Annotated in this window: 14 protein-coding genes; 6 read left to right on the forward strand and 8 right to left on the reverse strand. The window is 64.5% G+C overall.

Annotated elements, in window-relative coordinates:
• Window positions 1–395 precede the first annotated feature (395 nt).
• The 4 genes from EWM63_RS12190 (at window position 396) to EWM63_RS12205 (ending at window position 5,833) form a co-directional block, all read left to right on the forward strand.
• Entirely contained in the window at window positions 396–1,826 is a 1,431-nt protein-coding gene (locus EWM63_RS12190) for a S41 family peptidase (protein WP_130186760.1), read from the forward strand.
• Window positions 1,827–1,960: 134 nt separating this feature from the next.
• Complete coding sequence (locus EWM63_RS12195) at window positions 1,961–3,082, forward strand: beta-ketoacyl-ACP synthase III (RefSeq protein WP_130186761.1); 1,122 nt, start codon at window positions 1,961–1,963, stop codon at window positions 3,080–3,082.
• Window positions 3,083–3,226: 144 nt separating this feature from the next.
• The gene (locus tag EWM63_RS12200) at window positions 3,227–4,936 is read left to right on the forward strand and encodes a cation:proton antiporter domain-containing protein (protein ID WP_130186762.1); all 1,710 of its coding nucleotides are present in this window, start codon (window positions 3,227–3,229) and stop codon (window positions 4,934–4,936) included.
• A gap of 252 nt (window positions 4,937–5,188) precedes the next feature.
• A complete protein-coding gene (locus tag EWM63_RS12205) occupies window positions 5,189–5,833 on the forward strand; it encodes an SRPBCC family protein (protein ID WP_130186763.1) in 645 nt (214 codons plus the stop codon).
• A gap of 19 nt (window positions 5,834–5,852) precedes the next feature.
• Here the strand turns inward: EWM63_RS12205 and EWM63_RS12210 are convergent, their stop codons facing one another.
• The 8 genes from EWM63_RS12210 to EWM63_RS12245 all read right to left on the reverse strand — a co-directional run bounded on the left by EWM63_RS12210 (window position 5,853) and on the right by EWM63_RS12245 (window position 13,008).
• Window positions 5,853–6,305 (reverse strand): hypothetical protein, encoded by a 453-nt coding sequence (locus tag EWM63_RS12210; RefSeq protein WP_130186764.1) that lies wholly within the window; start codon window positions 6,303–6,305, stop codon window positions 5,853–5,855.
• A gap of 10 nt (window positions 6,306–6,315) precedes the next feature.
• Window positions 6,316–6,786: a DUF2721 domain-containing protein gene (locus tag EWM63_RS12215; RefSeq protein WP_130186765.1), complete on the reverse strand. Its 471-nt coding sequence runs from the start codon at window positions 6,784–6,786 to the stop codon at window positions 6,316–6,318.
• 139 nt (window positions 6,787–6,925) lie between these two features.
• Entirely contained in the window at window positions 6,926–7,879 is a 954-nt protein-coding gene (gene pip, locus EWM63_RS12220) for a prolyl aminopeptidase (RefSeq protein WP_130186766.1), read from the reverse strand.
• A 23-nt stretch (window positions 7,880–7,902) separates the two neighbouring features.
• The gene (locus EWM63_RS12225) at window positions 7,903–9,219 is read right to left on the reverse strand and encodes an amino acid deaminase (protein WP_130186767.1); all 1,317 of its coding nucleotides are present in this window, start codon (window positions 9,217–9,219) and stop codon (window positions 7,903–7,905) included.
• Between the two features lie 120 nt (window positions 9,220–9,339).
• A complete protein-coding gene (gene phbB / locus EWM63_RS12230) occupies window positions 9,340–10,080 on the reverse strand; it encodes an acetoacetyl-CoA reductase (RefSeq protein WP_130186768.1) in 741 nt (246 codons plus the stop codon).
• Window positions 10,081–10,158: 78 nt separating this feature from the next.
• The gene (locus EWM63_RS12235; protein WP_130186769.1) at window positions 10,159–11,337 is read right to left on the reverse strand and encodes an acetyl-CoA C-acetyltransferase; all 1,179 of its coding nucleotides are present in this window, start codon (window positions 11,335–11,337) and stop codon (window positions 10,159–10,161) included.
• A gap of 165 nt (window positions 11,338–11,502) precedes the next feature.
• A complete protein-coding gene (locus EWM63_RS12240) occupies window positions 11,503–11,892 on the reverse strand; it encodes a phasin family protein (protein WP_130186770.1) in 390 nt (129 codons plus the stop codon).
• Window positions 11,893–12,099: 207 nt separating this feature from the next.
• Window positions 12,100–13,008 carry a LysR family transcriptional regulator gene (locus EWM63_RS12245; protein ID WP_130186771.1) on the reverse strand — a complete coding sequence of 303 codons (909 nt, stop codon included), beginning with the start codon at window positions 13,006–13,008 and terminating at the stop codon, window positions 12,100–12,102.
• 100 nt (window positions 13,009–13,108) lie between these two features.
• Between EWM63_RS12245 and metE the strand changes: the two genes are divergently transcribed.
• Window positions 13,109–15,472 (forward strand): 5-methyltetrahydropteroyltriglutamate--homocysteine S-methyltransferase, encoded by a 2,364-nt coding sequence (metE, locus tag EWM63_RS12250; RefSeq protein WP_130186772.1) that lies wholly within the window; start codon window positions 13,109–13,111, stop codon window positions 15,470–15,472.
• Window positions 15,473–15,577: 105 nt separating this feature from the next.
• Window positions 15,578–16,345 carry a septum site-determining protein MinC gene (gene minC, locus EWM63_RS12255; protein ID WP_130186773.1) on the forward strand — a complete coding sequence of 256 codons (768 nt, stop codon included), beginning with the start codon at window positions 15,578–15,580 and terminating at the stop codon, window positions 16,343–16,345.
• Window positions 16,346–16,397: the final 52 nt, after the last annotated feature.

The raw sequence follows: 16,397 nt of genomic DNA on the forward strand, positions 1-16,397 counted from the left end.
ATGCTCCGTGCAAAAAAAAGCCTGCGCCGGGAGCGCAGGCCAAAACCACTTCAGGGTAGAGAGAAATACGGGCCCAGTGTAGGACGCGGCAGCAGGTCAATCCGGCATTCTTACATTTGGTAACGCTCATTAACGCGGTCATACATGTCTTCAAAAAAAGCAATGCTGCCGAACAGATCACGACCACATGTAAATCATGGCAAAGCGTCCGCCGCGCCATGCAACAGCTACTACGTTCGCGGAAAATCGGGTTTATACTGGCCCAACGGCGGTCGAGTGACCGCGGGTTGCTCCTGTATCGGATGAGCAGCGATTCAACATCAATCCGGCACTCATTCAAGTGATCAGTTGGGCAACAAGTTCGGCATGGCATGAGCAACAGCGTGGACAATGACATGGGCAAAAATCTGAAGCGTGCATTCAAGCGCACCGGGCTCGTCGGTATCGGTGTCGTGGCCGGCATTGCCATTTCGCTGCAGTTTTCCGCGATGGCCCAGCGCGCGGAGCCGGCCTTGCCGCTGGAGGAATTGCGCCAGCTGGCCGATGTGTATGGCCTGATCAAATCCGATTACGTCGAGCAGGTCGAGGACAGGAAGCTGCTGACCGAAGCCATCTCCGGCATGGTCGCCTCGCTCGACCCGCATTCGGCCTACCTCGACAAGAAAGCCTATGCCGAACTGCGCGAAGGTTCGCAAGGCCGCTTCGTGGGCCTGGGCATCGAGATTGCCCAGGGCGACGAAGGCTATATCCGCATCGTGGCGCCGATCGAGGATTCGCCGGCCTACCGCGCCGGCATCAAGGCCGGCGACCTGATCACGCGCCTCGACTCCATGCCATTGAAAGGCATGTCGCTCGATGAATCGGTGAAGAAGATGCGCGGCGAGCCGCACAGCAAGGTCACGCTGACGGTGCTGCGCGAGGATGAACCGCAACCGCTCACGTTCAACCTGGTGCGCGAGGAAATCCTGCAGAAGAGCGTCAAGGGCAAGATCATCGAGCCGGGCTATGCGTGGCTGCGCGTGGCGCAGTTCCAGGAACCCACCGTCGATGACCTGGCCGCCAAGATCACCGAACTGTACCGGCAAGATCCGCACCTGAAGGGCATGGTGCTCGACCTGCGCAACGATCCCGGTGGCGTGCTGCAGGGCGCGATCGGCGTGGCCGCGGCCTTCCTGCCAAAAGATACGCCGGTGGTCACGACCAATGGCCAGTTACCCGACTCGAAGCAGATCTTCTATGCGCGCGCCGAGTATTACTCGCTGCGCAGCGACAGCGATCCACTCGCCCGCCTGCCCGAAGCCGTAAAACGCGTACCGCTGGCCGTGCTGGTCAACACCGGTTCCGCATCCGCTTCCGAGATCGTGGCCGGCGCGCTACAGGACTACCAACGCGCCACCATCATCGGCACGCAAACGTTCGGCAAGGGCTCGGTGCAAACAATCCGCCAGTTGACCGCTGACACAGCGCTGAAGCTGACCACGGCGCGCTACTACACGCCGCACGGCCGCGCCATCCAGGCCAAGGGCATTGCGCCCGACCTGCACGTCAACGAATACGCCGATGGCGATGGCCTGAATGCGCTGCGCATGCGCGAAGCCGACCTGTCCCGGCACCTGTCGAACGACCGCGAGGCGGAGGTCTCGAAAGAGCGCCGGGACGAACTCGAAGAGCAGGCGCGCATCCTGGCGCTGGAGAAAAAACGCAAGCCGCTCGAATATGGCTCCGCCGGCGATTTCCAGCTGGCGCAGGCGCTGAACCACCTGAAAGGCTTGCCGGTGCAGACGGCCAGGCCGGGTTCGGCGATCGTGCAAGCCGCCGTGAAGTGATTTTTTCCCTGGTGCGAAGAACGCCACGACGCCTCCGGGCGTCGTTTATTTTGGGCACGTTTTTCGCGCATTTCTTCAGGTAGAATCAGCGCCTCAGCGGCGCTTGCGCCCTTAACGAATTCGAAAGTTTGCATATGAAACAAGCCGTTATCAGCGGTACCGGGCTGTTCACGCCACCGCACACGATCTCGAACGAAGAACTGGTGGAAGCGTTCAACGCCCATGTGGCCCTGTTCAATGCCGAACATGCCGCCGCCATCGAGGCGGGCACGGTCACGGCGCTGGAACCGTCGTCCGCCGGCTTCATCGAAAAGGCATCGGGCATCAAGTCGCGCTATGTGATGGACAAGGCCGGCATCCTCGATCCGGAACGGATGGCGCCGCGTATTCCCGAGCGCGCCAACGAGGAACTGTCGCTGCAGGCGGAAATCTGCGTGGCCGCCGCGAAGGATGCGCTGGCCCGCGCGAACCGCCAGCCGGCCGACATCGACATGGTCATCGTCGCCTGTTCGAACATGCAGCGCGCCTACCCGGCGATGGCCATCGAAGTGCAGCAGGCACTGGGGATCGATGGTTTCGGCTTCGACATGAACGTGGCCTGCTCGTCGGCCACCTTCGGCATCCAGACCGGCGCCACGGCCGTCCAGACGGGCCAGGCCCGCGCGGTACTGGTACTGAACCCGGAAATCACCAGCGGGCACCTGGATTACCGCGACCGCGACAGCCACTTCATCTTCGGTGATGCCTGCACGGCGATCGTGATCGAGGCCCGCGATGCCGCGGTCTCCGAACACCAGTTCGAGATCGTCGACATGAAGCTCAAGACGTCGTTCTCCAACAATATCCGCAACAACTTCGGCTTCATGAACCGCTTCGACGAGGCGGGCGTGGGCCAGCCCGACAAACTGTTCAAGCAGCAGGGCCGCAAGGTATTCAAGGATGTGTGCCCGATGGCCGCCGAGATGATCAAGAACTCGATCGCCAGCGCCGGCCTCGAGGTCGGGCAGATCAGCCGTTACTGGCTGCACCAGGCCAACCTGAACATGAACCAGCTGATTGCCCGCCTGATCCTGGGCCGCGATGCCACGATCGACGAAGCACCGGTCGTGCTGGACACCTATGCCAACACCTCGTCCGCCGGTTCCATCATCGCCTTCCACACGTACCAGGACGATCTGCCGGCTGGCGCCTATGGCGTCATCTGCTCGTTCGGCGCAGGTTACTCGATCGGCAGCGTGGTCGTCCGCAAGGTCTGATGCAGGAAGCGCCGCAGCCGGCGGCGAGATCCAGGCGCCGCTGAAAGCGGCGTAAAAACGGCAGGGCGTGGCGGCGGCTGCGTTTATACTTTCGGCAAGGGCCGGCGTCCGCCGCCCCGCCACATCGAAAGGAACCCTGCCTGCATGCCCCATGACGTTCCCCTGATCACCACCATCGCGGCCGCCCTCGGCTTCGGTCTCGTCCTCGGCTTCATCGCCGCCCGCCTGAAACTCCCCGCCCTGGTCGGCTACCTCGCCGCCGGCATCCTGCTTGGTCCCGCCACACCCGGCTTTGTCGCCGACGCCGCCCTGGCTGGCCAGCTGGCGGAAATCGGCGTCATGCTGATGATGTTCGGCGTGGGCCTGCATTTCTCGCTGGACGACCTGTGGGAGGTGCGCAAGGTGGCCCTGCCCGGTGCCGTGCTGCAGATCGCTGCGGCCACCGCGATGGGCATGGGCCTGGCGCACTGGTGGGGCTGGTCGATCGGCGGCGGGCTGGTGTTCGGGCTGGCGCTGTCCGTCGCCAGTACCGTGGTGCTGCTGCGCGCGCTGGAGGAGCGGGGCATCCTCGATACCTTCAACGGCCGCATTGCCGTCGGCTGGCTCGTCGTCGAGGACCTCGTCACCGTGATCGTGCTGGTGCTGCTGCCGGCGCTGGCGCCCTCGCTGGGCGGCGACACGACGGGAGTCGACCCGAATGCCAGCATCTGGATGACGCTGGCCGTCACGCTGGGCAAGGTTGCCGTCTTCGTCGCCTTCATGCTGGTGGTGGGCCGCAAGCTGTTCCCGTGGATCCTGTGGCAGGTGGCGCGCACCGGGTCGCGCGAACTGTTCACGCTGTGCGTGATCGCGGCGGCCGTCGGCATCGCGTTCGCCGCCACGAAACTGTTCGGCATCTCGTTCGCGCTGGGCGCGTTCTTCGCCGGCATGGTGCTGCGCGAATCGGCACTGGCGCATCGCGCGGCGCAGGAGTCGCTGCCGCTGCGCGATGCGTTCGCGGTGCTGTTCTTTGTTTCGGTCGGCATGCTGTTCGAACCGGCCATCATCGTGGAACAACCGCTGCAACTGCTGGCGGTGGTCGCCATCATCATCTTCGGCAAGTCGCTGGCCGCATTCCTGCTGGTGGTGCTGCTGCGCTATCCGGCCAAGACCGCACTGATGGTCTCGGCCAGCCTGGCTCAGATCGGCGAATTCTCCTTCATCCTCGCCGCGCTGGGCATTTCCCTGAAGCTGATGCCGCACGAAGGTCAGAGCCTGCTGCTGGCCGGCGCAATCATCTCGATCGCCCTGAATCCGCTCGTCTTTGCCGCGACGGGGCCCCTGGAACGCTGGCTCGGCCGCAACAAGCTGCTGGCGGCAAAGTTCGACCGGCCGGCCGATCCGCTCGCCGAGTTGCCGATGACCACGGCGCGCACCAAGCTGTCCGGCCAGGTGGTGCTGGTGGGATACGGCCGCGTGGGCCGCCACATCGCCCGCACGCTCAACGAGCACGGCATCCACTACGTGGTCGCGGAACAGAACCGCGAAGTGGTCGACGAGCTGCGGCGCAACGGCATTCCCGCCGTCGCCGGCAACGCGGGAGAGCCAGCCGTGCTGATCCAGGCCCACATCGCCCACGCCAGGATGCTGGTGATCGCCACGCCCGATACCTTCCACGTGCGCGCCATGATCGAAACGGCGCGCGCGCTGAACCCGGACATCCGCACCGTCGTGCGCACCCACAGCGAAGAGGAAGCGGACCTGCTGCGGCAAGAGCAGGCCGGCAAGATCTTCATCGGCGAACAGGTCCTGGCCGACAACATGAGCCATTTCGTGATCGACACCTTCCGCAAGCCCGCCGCCGCCGCGCACTAACCACGGCCGGGCCCGTGTCCACCATGGGGTCAACCCCGAAATCGGACACGGGCCCGGCATTGACAGCGCTGATCATCTGACCGTGCAGCCCAGCTCGTGTCCGAAACGGGGCCTGGCCCCAGGGTGGACACGAGCTGGGCAGTTAGCGTGGCAGCAGGCCATGCTCCTCGACACGGCAAGCGACTGTGCGCCAGCTAACCGTACGTGCGTGCCGCCCTTGTATTCCTCTGCCCGTTACCGTACGCTGGAACCATGAGGCAACTATTGCTGCTATTGTTGATAGGTTGTGGTGCGCCCACGCTGGTGTTCGCGCAGGGGGCGGGTAGCGACACGCCCAAGCTGCAGGTCACCGTCAAGCGCATCATGCAGGAAGCGCTGCACATGTACGAGATCGATGCCACCGGCACCGTGCAGGCGCCGCTGCCTGTCGTGTGGCGCATCCTGACAGGCTATGACCGGATGGAAGAGTTCGTGCCCGATCTCGTGTCGTGCCGCGTGCTTTCGCGCAATGGCAACGAGGTAATCATCGAGCAGTTCGGCAATGCGCGCTTCCTGTTCATGTCGCGCTCGATCCACCTGATCGTGCGCGCCACCGAGCAGCCCATGTCGTCCATCGACATCGCGCTCATTTCCGGCGACATGAAGCACTATGAATCGCGCTGGGAGCTGGTACCTGTCCCGGAAACGGGCGGCACGAAAGTGCTGTACAAGGGGCGCATGATGCCCAACTTCTACGTGCCGGGCATCCTCGGCACGAACATCATCCGCGGCGATATCGAACGCATGATGGGCGCCGTGCTGGCGCGGCTCGACAAGGGTATCGCACCGCGCGCCCTGCCCTCGGCCGGCACGGACATTGCCCGTACCGGTGCGGCGGCCCTGGCGGCGCCGCGCTGACTGCGCTGAACCTGGCCGTTCAGGCCGGGTACTGGTCGCGCGTGCGCACTTCCGCGAAATTCTCCAGGCTGCCGATCCGGATCACCACCGGGTTCAGGCTGGCTTGTGCATGCATCGGCCGCCAGGCGAATTTCCATTCCTGCTCTGCCGCATCCTGGGCGGCCATCGTGAAGGCCGAGCCCAGCCGGGCGCGGCTGCCATACTCGACAGCGCCGTCGATACCGGCCCAGTTCGGCAGCGTGCGCTGCACGGCACGGTGCACGCGTTCGCCAAATTCCTCGGTGTTATGGATGACGAGGCAGGCATCGGCGCCGAAATGGTCGAACAGGTCGCGGCTCCACGCCTGCGAGAACGACAGCGTGAGGAATCCCGCATCGGGCCGCAGCACGAAATGACCCTGGCTGAGTGCCTGGTCGAGTTCGCTGCGGGGACCATAGCGGTGCAGGGTCGGGGGGCGTTGATAGTCGTGCATGGATTCGTGTCTAGATTTGTTTCGTGACTGGCTCGTTGGTTCTGGGTGCGCGGCGCACGTGGCGCATGGCACGCATGGCGGACGAGGCAATGAAGATCTCGCGCAGCAGCGCGCCAAAGCTGGCGATCAGGCTGCCCACCGCCGCCGCGAACAGGCCGGCAATGTACTTGTCGAGCGTGACGTCGGTGGTATCGCCCACGAACAGCAGGGCGATCACGATGCCGACGAACAGGCCGCACAGCGTGGACAGCGTGATCGCCATGTTGATGTAGTGCGAGCGGCGGTACAGCACGTCCAGCTCGGTGATGTAATGGTCGTTGTAGGCGATGTCGAGGCGATCCTCGAGCACGCGCGAGCGGTCGATGATGCGGGCCAGGCGGTTGATCAGCACCATCAGGGCGGTGCACACGCCGTTCAGCAGGAATACCGGTGCGATCGCCAATTGAATGATGTGGCCGATGTCGCCCAGCTGGATGTTCATTGCCATATTATGTTGTGTACGCTGCGGGACGACGCGCCCGCTCCAGGCGCAAGTGTAGCAGGCCGCCGCATGGCGGCGGTGCCGGCCAACCCGCCACGGCAAAAAAACCCGGGAGCATGCCGGGAAAATGGCCGGCCGCCTAGAACCGTCCGAAGCGGCGGAATGCCTCGGTGGCCGCCACCAGCTCGCGGCTGATGCCCAGCTCCATGGCCCCATGGCCGGCATCCGGCACCATCTTCACCACCGAGCCTGGCCACTGCTTGTGCAGCCGCCAGGCGGTAAACGGCGGGCAGATCACGTCGTAGCGCCCCTGCACGATCACGGCCGGCAGGTGCGCGATGCGCGATACATTCTTCAGCAACTGCTCCTCCTCGAAGAAGCCCAGGTTGGCCATGTAGTGCGCTTCCAGCCGGCCCAGGCCAAGATCCAGCGTGTCGCACGGCGGCTCTTCCGGCTGCGGCATCAGGAACACGCGCCGCCCTTCGAACCGGCTCCACCCCCGCACGGCGGGCCAGTATACGTCCGGGTCCGGGTCCATGATGCGCCGGTAATAGGCCTGCAGCAGGTCGCCCCGCTCCGGCTCCGGAATCGCCGCGGCGAATTCCTCGTGGATCTCCGGGTGGAACCACTGGGCGCCGTCGATGAACCAGTCGATCTCCAGCGTCGTGCACAGGAAGACCCCGCGCAGCACGAAGCCGAGGCAGCGCTCGGGATGGGCTTCGCCATACGCCAGCGCCAGCGTCGAGCCCCACGAGCCGCCAAACACCAGCCACTGGTCGATGCCCATCAGCTGGCGCAGCTGCTCCATGTCCGACACCAGCAGCCCGGTCGTGTTGTCGCGCGTTTCGCCCAGCGGCGTCGACTGGCCGGCACCGCGCTGGTCGAACAGGATCACGCGGTAGTGGCGCGGATCGAAGAAGCGCCGGTGCTGCGGCGACAAGCCGGCTCCCGGCCCGCCATGCAGGAAGATCACGGGAATGCCCTGCGGGTTGCCCACCTCTTCCCAGTAGATCGTGTGCAGCGCGTCGACCTGCAGCATGCCGGTGCGCAGCGGGGTAATGGGCGGAAACAGGTAGGGTGATGGATCGGGCATGTGGCGGACTTTCAGCAAAAGCGTCAGAAGAGCGTGTTGATGGCACGCTGCACATTGTAATCGTCGTCGACGAGCAAGAGCACGGACCACTTGTCGAACGTGGTGCACGGGTGCGAGATGCCGCAGCCGACCAGGTCGCCCACGCGCAGGTCGCCCACGCGCATGTCGCCCTCCTCGGGCAAACGCAGATAGGCATGCTGGTCGTTCATCTTGTCGATGCATGCGCCCGCAGGCAGCGTGACCGGGCCTTCTCCCGGCCGGTGCGCACGCAGCGCCACCGGCAAGCCCAAGTCATGCGACGCGTCGCGCTTGCCCATCGACAGGATCGCCAGGCCCGGCTCCGGCCGCGACAGCACGATGCTCCATACTTCGAGCGCGGGCCGCAAACCTTCGGCGATGTTATCGCGCGCATCCAGTTCGGCGGTCAATTCCAGGTAGTGGCCATGATCGCTGGTCAGGTAGCAGCCGCTGCGCAGCACCGGCAGCACGGGCCGCGACAGGCCATCGACGGCATGGAACGCGCGCGCCACCAGGTCGAAATACGAGGAACCACCAGCCGACAGCAGTATCCGCGGCCCGACGAACAATCCTTCCGCGTCGCACTGCCGCGCCAGGTCCGCCATCCGGACCAGGAAGGCGTCGACCCGTTCGATGTCGGCGCCACGATCATCGCTGACCAGCAAGCCTTCGTAGCCTTCGATGCCGGCCAGTTGCAGGCCGCTCGCCGCGGCGACGATGCGCGCCAGCGCGAGTGCATCTTCCGGTGTGCGGCAACCGGTGCGCTTGCCGGCGATGCCCAGTTCCACCAGGAGCTGCAAGGGCCGCCCGATGCCGGCGGCCACCGCGGCTTCGGACAGGCGCCGTACGCCGTCCGCCGAATCGGCCAGCACGAACAGTTCGAAGCCGGGATCGTCGCGCAACAGCGCCAGCAGCGCGCGAATGTCGGCCGGTGCGACCAGTTCATTGGCGAGCAGCACGCGCCGCACGCCGAAGCGCGCAGCGGCCAGCACTTGCGGCGCCGTTGCCAGCGTCATGCCCCAGGCGCCATTGGCCAGCTGGGCGCCAAACAGTTGCGGACTCATCGTGGTCTTGCCGTGGGGCGCGAGCACCGCATCGTGGCGGGCGCAAAAAGCACGCATCCAGTCGAGGTTGTGCAGCAGGCTGGAAATCTTCAGCACGGCCACGGGAAAGCCGGTATCGGCCGCAAGCACGTTCCAGCGCTGCAAACCAACCATGTGCTGGCGCAGCGGTTGCGTGATCGGCAGGCCCTTGGTACCGGGCTGCAGGGATTGTTCTTCCAGTTCGGCCAGTCGCAGGCCGCCGTCGGGCAGGATGGTCATTCGCGATCCAAAAGAGGCTTGAAAAAAAACAGGGCAGGCACCTGGTGCGGGCTCATCGCCCGGCACCAGGTGCCTGCCCGATCGAGCTACCGGATACCGGCAGCTTGTGGCAGCAATGGCTTACGACATGTGCTGGCCGCCATTGATGGCGATATTGGCGCCCGTGACGAACGCGGCTTCATCCGACGACAGGTAGGCAACGAGGCCCGCCACTTCGTCCGGCTTGCCCAGGCGGCCCATCGGGATCTGCGGCAGGATTTTCGTGTCGAGCACTTCCTGCGGGATTTCGGTGACCATCTTGGTGCCGATGTAGCCCGGCGAGATCGTGTTTACGGTCACGCCCTTGCGCGCCACTTCCAGCGCCAGCGCCTTCGTGAAGCCGTGCACGCCGGCCTTGGCCGCCGAATAGTTGGTCTGGCCGAACGCGCCTTTCTGGCCATTCACGGACGAAATATTGATGATGCGACCCCAGCCGCGCTCGATCATGCCGTCAGTCACCGGTTTCGTCATGTTGAAAACGGAATCGAGGTTGGTGCGCAGCACCGCATCCCAGTTCACCTTGTCCATCTTCTTGAACGTCGTGTCGCGGGTGATGCCCGCGTTATTGACCAGCACGTCGATCGGGCCGATGTCACGGGTGATCGCGGCAACGCATTCCTGGGCCGAGTCGTAGTCGGCCACGTCGGCCGGATAGGCGGAGAAGTTGTAACCCTTTTCCTTCATTTCATCCAGCCAGCCCTGGTACTTCGTGTTGTTCGGGGAATACGTGGTTACCACCTTGTAGCCCAGCGCGACCAGCTTGATGCAGATCGCTTCGCCCAGACCACCCATGCCGCCCGTTACCAATGCAACTCGTGCCATATGTCATCCCCTCTAATTAGCGTGCTCCGCACATAAAAACAAAGGGCCACTGCGTATGTGGCCCCCTCACTACCGTTGTTACTCGCGTTCGACGGCCAGCGCCACGCCCATGCCGCCGCCGATGCACAGCGAGGCCAGGCCTTTCTTCGCATCACGGCGCACCATTTCGTGCAGCAGCGTCACCAGGATACGGGCGCCGGATGCGCCGATCGGGTGGCCGATGGCGATTGCGCCACCGTTTACGTTGATCTTGCTGGTGTCCCAGCCCATTTCCTGGTTCACGGCGCACGCCTGGGCGGCAAAGGCTTCGTTGATTTCCAGCAGGTCCAGGTCTTGCGGCGACCAGCCGGCCTTCTTCAGTGCCAGCTTGCTGGCCGGTACCGGGCCCATGCCCATGTAGGCCGGATCCAGGCCGGACGAGGCATAGGCCTTGACGCGTGCCAGCGGCTTCAGGCCCAGTTCCTTCGCCTTCGAGGCCGACATCATCATCACGGCGGCCGCGCCGTCGTTGATGCCGGAGGCGTTACCGGCGGTAACGCTACCCTCCTTGTTGAAAGCCGGGCGCAAGCCTTGCAGGCCTTCGATGGTGGAACCGGCTTTGACGTATTCGTCGCTGTCGAACACGATCGTGCCCTTCTTCTGCGCGATTTCCAGCGGCAGGATCTCGTCCTTGAACTTGCCTTCCTTCTGTGCCGCTTCGGCCTTCAGCTGCGACTGCAGTGCGAACTCATCCTGCTGGGTGCGCGAGATTTCATATTTCTTCGCCACGTTCTCGGCGGTGATGCCCATGTGGTACTGGTTGTACACGTCCCACAGGCCGTCGACGATCATCGTGTCCGTCATCTTCACGTCGCCCATGCGGAAGCCGTCGCGCGAACCGTTCAGCACGTGCGGCGAGGCGCTCATGTTTTCCTGGCCGCCGGCAATGATGATGTCCGAATCGCCGGCCTTGATGGCTTGCGCCGCCAGGAACGTGGCCTTCAGGCCGCTGCCGCACACCTTGTTGATCGTGTAGCCGGGAATCGCGTTCGGCAAGCCGGACTTGATCACCGCCTGGCGGCCCGGGTTCTGGCCCACGCCGGCCGTCAGCACCTGGCCCAGGATCACTTCGCTGACCAGGTTCGGGTCGATGCCGGTCTGCGCCAGCAAGCCCTTGATCACGTGCGCGCCCAGGTCGGCTGCGGGGATCTTGGCCAGGCTGCCGCCGAATTTGCCGACCGCGGTACGGGCCGCGGCAACGATGACTACATCATCCATTTACTTTCTCCAGTTCACTGACCAGACCGGCCAGCAGGGTTGTCGAAGCGCTACTACTTTTCATTCTATCGGGTTGCGGGGCAAGCTACCAGCGAAGTCGCGGCTGAGCTCGCCTGTGCGGAGTCTCTGCCGAGCCCGCCCATGCGATGCCATTGCTGAGCTTGCCTATGTGAATTCCTTGCCGAGTTCCCCCATCCTGTGCTGGGCCGCGTTGGCCACGCCCGCCACTTGCCGGCCATACCGCTGAGCACGTTCCAATGCCTGCTGGGATTGCGAGGCTGTCAGGCAGACTAGGTCGCGCGGCTCGCGCACGAACAGCAGCCCGTTCGACACGGCATTGGCCGCCGCGATGCTTTCCCGCGTGGCATGCACGTTCAGCTCGACCAGGCTGGCGCCGCTCTCGAAGGCTGCCCGCATCAACGCGTTGCAACCGGCCAGCTGCGATTCGGCGAAGGCGCGGCCAGCATTGACCAGTTCGGCTGGCAGGGCAGCGGGCAGGTCAACTGGCAGCGTGGTGGGCCACTCGCTGAAAAACTTCGTGGGAAGGGTGAACATGGGAGTCCTTTCGGAAAACGGCTAAGCGAACTCAGCTAAGCGAACATGCGGATATGCAACGAACATGCTGAACGACTATGGCTGAACGAATGGCTGAACGAACATGGCTGAACGGACACAGCAGAGCGAAAACAGCTGAGATTCCGCAAAGGCTTTCATGCTAATTGGCAGAGCTGGCCAGTTATTTGATAAATATCAAACTCTGCGTCATGAGAGCAATTTAATTCCATCGAGTGTGGCGGCGCATTGTTCGCGGATTACCTTCACGAAGTCCGCCACGTAGGCTTTTTGCCGCAATGCTTCCGGTACCGACACATACAGGTCACTCCATAGCCCGCCCTCGCCGACCGGCCGCGCGATCACGTAGTCATAGTCGACATAGTTCTTGATCGCCCAGTTCGGCAACGCGGCAATGCCCCGGCGGCTCGCCACCAGTTGCAGGATCGCCACCGTGAGCTCGGCCTGGCGGCGGGTGAACTGCACGCCGGTGGGGCCCAGCACTTCGCGGATCAGGTCGATACGCTCTTCCGGCACCGGATAGGTGATCAGCGTTTCGCCTTCGAAATCGGCGGCCGTCAGGCGGCGCTGGCCGGCCAGCCGGTGCTTTTGCGCCATCACGGTCAGGATTTCAAAGCGGAACAGCGGGAATGTCGCGTACTGCGCGCTGTAGTCGGAACCAATGACGAGGTCGGCATTCCCGGCGCGCAGCAGGTCGACCGGTTCGCTATGGAAGCCCGACACCAGGTCGATTTCCACCTCGGGCCAGCGCTTGCGGAACTCATCCATGACCGGCATCAGCCAGTCGAAACAGGTGTGGCACTCGAGTGCCACGCGCAACTGGCCCTGGTCGCCCTGCATCAGCCGCGTCACGTCGCGCTCGGCCTGTTCGATTTCCGGCAGCAGCATGTCGGCCAGCCGCAGCAGCCGCGCCCCGATGGCGGTAAAGCCGATCGGCACCGACTTGCGTTCGAAGAGCGGGCCGCCGTAGCGGTCTTCCAGCAACTTGATCTGGTGGGACAGCGCCGATTGCGTCAGGTTCAGCAGTTGGGCGGCGCGCACGAGGCTGCCGGCGGAGCGCAGTGCGGCAAGCGTGCGCAGGTGACGGATCTCCAGCATGGTCAATGAATATTTTTCAAGTTAAACCGCAAAAGGTTTCGTTTGGCTTATGAACTTCATTGTCGCACACTCTACTTCACTAATATTTAATTGACATGACATGAAAAACATTTGCACGCACATCCCTGGCTACCCTCGCATCGGGGAGCGCCGTGAACTGAAAACCGCCCTGGAACGCCATTGGCGCGGCGAACTGCCGGTGACCGAACTGGAAGCCACCGGTCGCGCGCTGCGGGCGCGCCATTGGGCACAACAACACGACGCCGGCCTCGATTTCGTGACCGTGGGGGACTTCGCGTTCTATGACCAGGTGGCCAACCACATCCAGCTGTTCGGCTGCGAACCCGAGCGCTTCGGGTTCCAGGACGAATCTGCGCTGGAACGCTACTTCACGCTGGCACGCGGCCGCTCGGGCACGGCGCACTGCGGCTGTGGCCAGGACAGCCACGACAGCCACAGCGGCAGCGCCGCGCTGGCCATGACAAAGTGGTTCGACACCAATTACCACTACCTGGTCCCCGAACTGCACGCCGGCACGCGGTTTGCGCTGTCATCCACCCGGTTGTTCGACGAAGTGGCCGAGGCACAGGCGCTGGGCCACGCCGTGAAGGCCACGCTGATCGGCCCGCTCACCTTCCTGTGGCTGGCCAAATCCACGGATGGCTCCCCGCGGCTCGACCTGCTGGAGCGGCTGTTGCCTGTCTATGGGCAGGTGCTGGCGCGGTTGAAGGAGCAAGGCGTGGCCTGGGTGCAGGTCGAGGAACCGATCCTGGGCCTCGACCTGCCGCAGGCATGGCGCAGTGCGTTCGACACCGCGTACTGGCAGCTGAACCAGGCCGGCGCGCCGCTGCTGCTGGCCACCTGCTTCTCGCCGCTGGAAGAAAACCTGTCGCTGGCTTGCCGCCTGCCCGTTGCCGGCCTGCACGTCGATGGCGTGCGCGCTGCCCACGAACTGGTCAGCGTGGCCGACTGGCTGCCGGTGCACAAGGTGCTGTCGGTCGGCATCGTCGACGGCCGCAATATCTGGCGTACCGACCTCGACGCTGCACTGGCCACGCTGGCGCCCGTGCTGGAAAAACGCAACGGCCAGTTGTGGCTGTCGACGTCGTGCTCGCTGTTGCACGTGCCGTACAGCCTGGCGCTGGAAGTTGGGCCGGAAGTTGGGCCAGAAGTGGGGCTGGACCCGGAAGTCAGATCCTGGCTGACGTTCGCGCATGAAAAGCTCGCTGAACTGGCGGTGCTGAAAGCGGCGATCGAACAACCTGCCGCGGCGGCCGAAGCGCTGGCCACCTCGCGCGCGGCCATCGCGGCGCGGCGCGCCAGCCCGCGGGTGCACGATGCGGCGGTGCGGGCCCGGCTCGCTGCGCTGCCCGCCGGCGCAGCCCGGCGCAAGTCGCCCTTTGCCGAACGTCGCCTGCTGCAAGGGGCCAGGCTGAACCTGCCGCCCTTCCCCACCACCACGATCGGTTCGTTCCCGCAAACGCCGGCCATCCGCGCGGCGCGCGCCGCATTCAAGCGGGGCGAACTGGCGACCGCTTCCTACGAGGCAGCCATGCGCGCCGAGATCGAAGACGCGATCCGCCGCCAGGAAGCGCTGGGGCTGGACGTGCTGGTGCACGGCGAAGCCGAGCGCAACGACATGGTCGAATACTTCGGCGAACATCTTGCCGGCTTCGCGTTCACGCAGAACGGCTGGGTGCAGTCCTATGGCTCGCGCTGCGTGAAACCGCCCATTATCTGGGGCGACGTATCGCGTCCGGCGCCGATCACCGTCGCGTGGGCGCGCCATGCGCAAAGCCTCACGCCGCTGCCGGTGAAAGGCATGCTGACAGGCCCCGTGACGATCCTGCAGTGGTCCTTCGTGCGCGACGACCAGCCGCGCGCCGACACGGCCGACCAGATCGCGCTGGCGATGCGCGACGAGGTGGACGACCTGCAGCAGGCGGGCATCGCCATCGTGCAGATCGACGAACCGGCGCTGCGCGAAGGCCTGCCGCTGCGCCGCGGCCCACGCGCCGGCTACCTGGACCGCGCCGTGCGGGCCTTTCGCCTGACCGCCGCGGTGGCACGCGACGGCACGCAGATCCACACGCATATGTGCTATGCCGAGTTCAACGACATCCTGGCGCAGATCGCCGCGCTCGATGCCGACGTGATCACGATCGAGACGTCCCGTTCGGCGATGGCACTGCTCGATGCCTTCGGCGATTTCCGTTACCCGAACGACATCGGCCCGGGTGTCTACGACATCCACTCGCCGCGCGTGCCGGACCGCGAGGAAATGCTGGCATTGCTGCGCCGTGCCCAAGCGGTCATCCCGGCCGCGCAACTGTGGGTCAACCCGGATTGCGGGCTGAAAACGCGGAGCTGGGAAGAGACGGAAGCGGCGCTGCGCAACATGGTCGACGCGGCGCGGCAAATGCGCGCGGAAGAGGCTGCCGGCAATCGGCGGGAAACCGCATGAATGCAGGCCGGAAGGCTGTTCGCTACATGAAAATGCCTCACCGATAATTGTTTTTTGACAGTAAAATGCTCGGGCCCGGGCCAGCCCGAATTTTTTACTGTCGTCATGTCCAAAAGCCCGTTTCAAAAGCCCATCGAAATCAAGATTTCCACCGTCGTTGCCGTTTCCGCGATCCTGCATACTTCCGACTGCATTGCGCTCGACGCCGCCCTGCGCGGCATGACGGGCGGTGTGCCCGATTTCTTCGAAGGCGACCTGGCCGTCATCGACGTCGGCGACCTGGCGCCGGGCTCGGAACGGATCGACTGGGCCGGCACGATCGCACTGCTGAAGAAATACCGCCTGAACCCGGTAGCGGTGCGCAATGCCCGGCCGGACATGGTGGAAGAAATCCAGGCCCTTGGCCTGTCGATCGATACCGGCCGCAGCGATGATGCTGCTCCTGCTGCTGCTCCTGCTCCTGCTGCTCCTGCCGCGACTGCCGCGCCGGCGCCAGGCCCGGCACCGGCGCTGATACCCGGTGCCGCCGCGCCCGCCAACACGGGCACGCTCATCGTCGATACGCCGGTGCGTGCCGGCCAGCGCATCTATGCGCGCGGCGGCGACCTGATCGTGATGGCCGTCGTCAACAACGGCGCCGAGATCATTGCCGACGGCAGCATCCACGTCTACAACACCCTGAACGGCCGCGCGCTGGCGGGCGCTTCCGGCGATGCGAGCGCGCGGATCTTCGCCTTGTCGATGTCGCCGGAACTGGTATCGATCGCCGGTGTTTATCGCACGTTCGAAGATGGTTTCCCCGCCGAGCAGGCCAAGCAACCGGCACAAATCAGGCTCAGCGGCGATAAACTGGATATACAATCTGTCAATTAAGGCAATTCAACAGGCCGCGCGTACGCGCCCCGCGCCTGAGCTTTCACACTAA

The organism is Pseudoduganella lutea, assembly GCF_004209755.1.
GTDB classification, from domain to species: domain Bacteria; phylum Pseudomonadota; class Gammaproteobacteria; order Burkholderiales; family Burkholderiaceae_D; genus Rugamonas; species Rugamonas lutea.

What these genes read in the sequence shown, in the direction of transcription:
- EWM63_RS12205 (WP_130186763.1), top strand. Translation starts at nt 5,189, where the DNA reads ATGAGGCAACTATTGCTGCTATTGTTGATAGGTTGTGGTGCGCCCACG.
- EWM63_RS12235 (WP_130186769.1), bottom strand. Translation starts at nt 11,337, where the DNA reads ATGGATGATGTAGTCATCGTTGCCGCGGCCCGTACCGCGGTCGGCAAA.
- EWM63_RS12200 (WP_130186762.1), top strand. Translation starts at nt 3,227, where the DNA reads ATGCCCCATGACGTTCCCCTGATCACCACCATCGCGGCCGCCCTCGGC.
- EWM63_RS12240 (WP_130186770.1), bottom strand. Translation starts at nt 11,892, where the DNA reads ATGTTCACCCTTCCCACGAAGTTTTTCAGCGAGTGGCCCACCACGCTG.
- EWM63_RS12195 (WP_130186761.1), top strand. Translation starts at nt 1,961, where the DNA reads ATGAAACAAGCCGTTATCAGCGGTACCGGGCTGTTCACGCCACCGCAC.
- metE (WP_130186772.1), top strand. Translation starts at nt 13,109, where the DNA reads ATGAAAAACATTTGCACGCACATCCCTGGCTACCCTCGCATCGGGGAG.
- EWM63_RS12245 (WP_130186771.1), bottom strand. Translation starts at nt 13,008, where the DNA reads ATGCTGGAGATCCGTCACCTGCGCACGCTTGCCGCACTGCGCTCCGCC.
- phbB (WP_130186768.1), bottom strand. Translation starts at nt 10,080, where the DNA reads ATGGCACGAGTTGCATTGGTAACGGGCGGCATGGGTGGTCTGGGCGAA.
- EWM63_RS12210 (WP_130186764.1), bottom strand. Translation starts at nt 6,305, where the DNA reads ATGCACGACTATCAACGCCCCCCGACCCTGCACCGCTATGGTCCCCGC.
- pip (WP_130186766.1), bottom strand. Translation starts at nt 7,879, where the DNA reads ATGCCCGATCCATCACCCTACCTGTTTCCGCCCATTACCCCGCTGCGC.
- minC (WP_130186773.1), top strand. Translation starts at nt 15,578, where the DNA reads ATGTCCAAAAGCCCGTTTCAAAAGCCCATCGAAATCAAGATTTCCACC.
- EWM63_RS12215 (WP_130186765.1), bottom strand. Translation starts at nt 6,786, where the DNA reads ATGAACATCCAGCTGGGCGACATCGGCCACATCATTCAATTGGCGATC.
- EWM63_RS12190 (WP_130186760.1), top strand. Translation starts at nt 396, where the DNA reads ATGGGCAAAAATCTGAAGCGTGCATTCAAGCGCACCGGGCTCGTCGGT.
- EWM63_RS12225 (WP_130186767.1), bottom strand. Translation starts at nt 9,219, where the DNA reads ATGACCATCCTGCCCGACGGCGGCCTGCGACTGGCCGAACTGGAAGAA.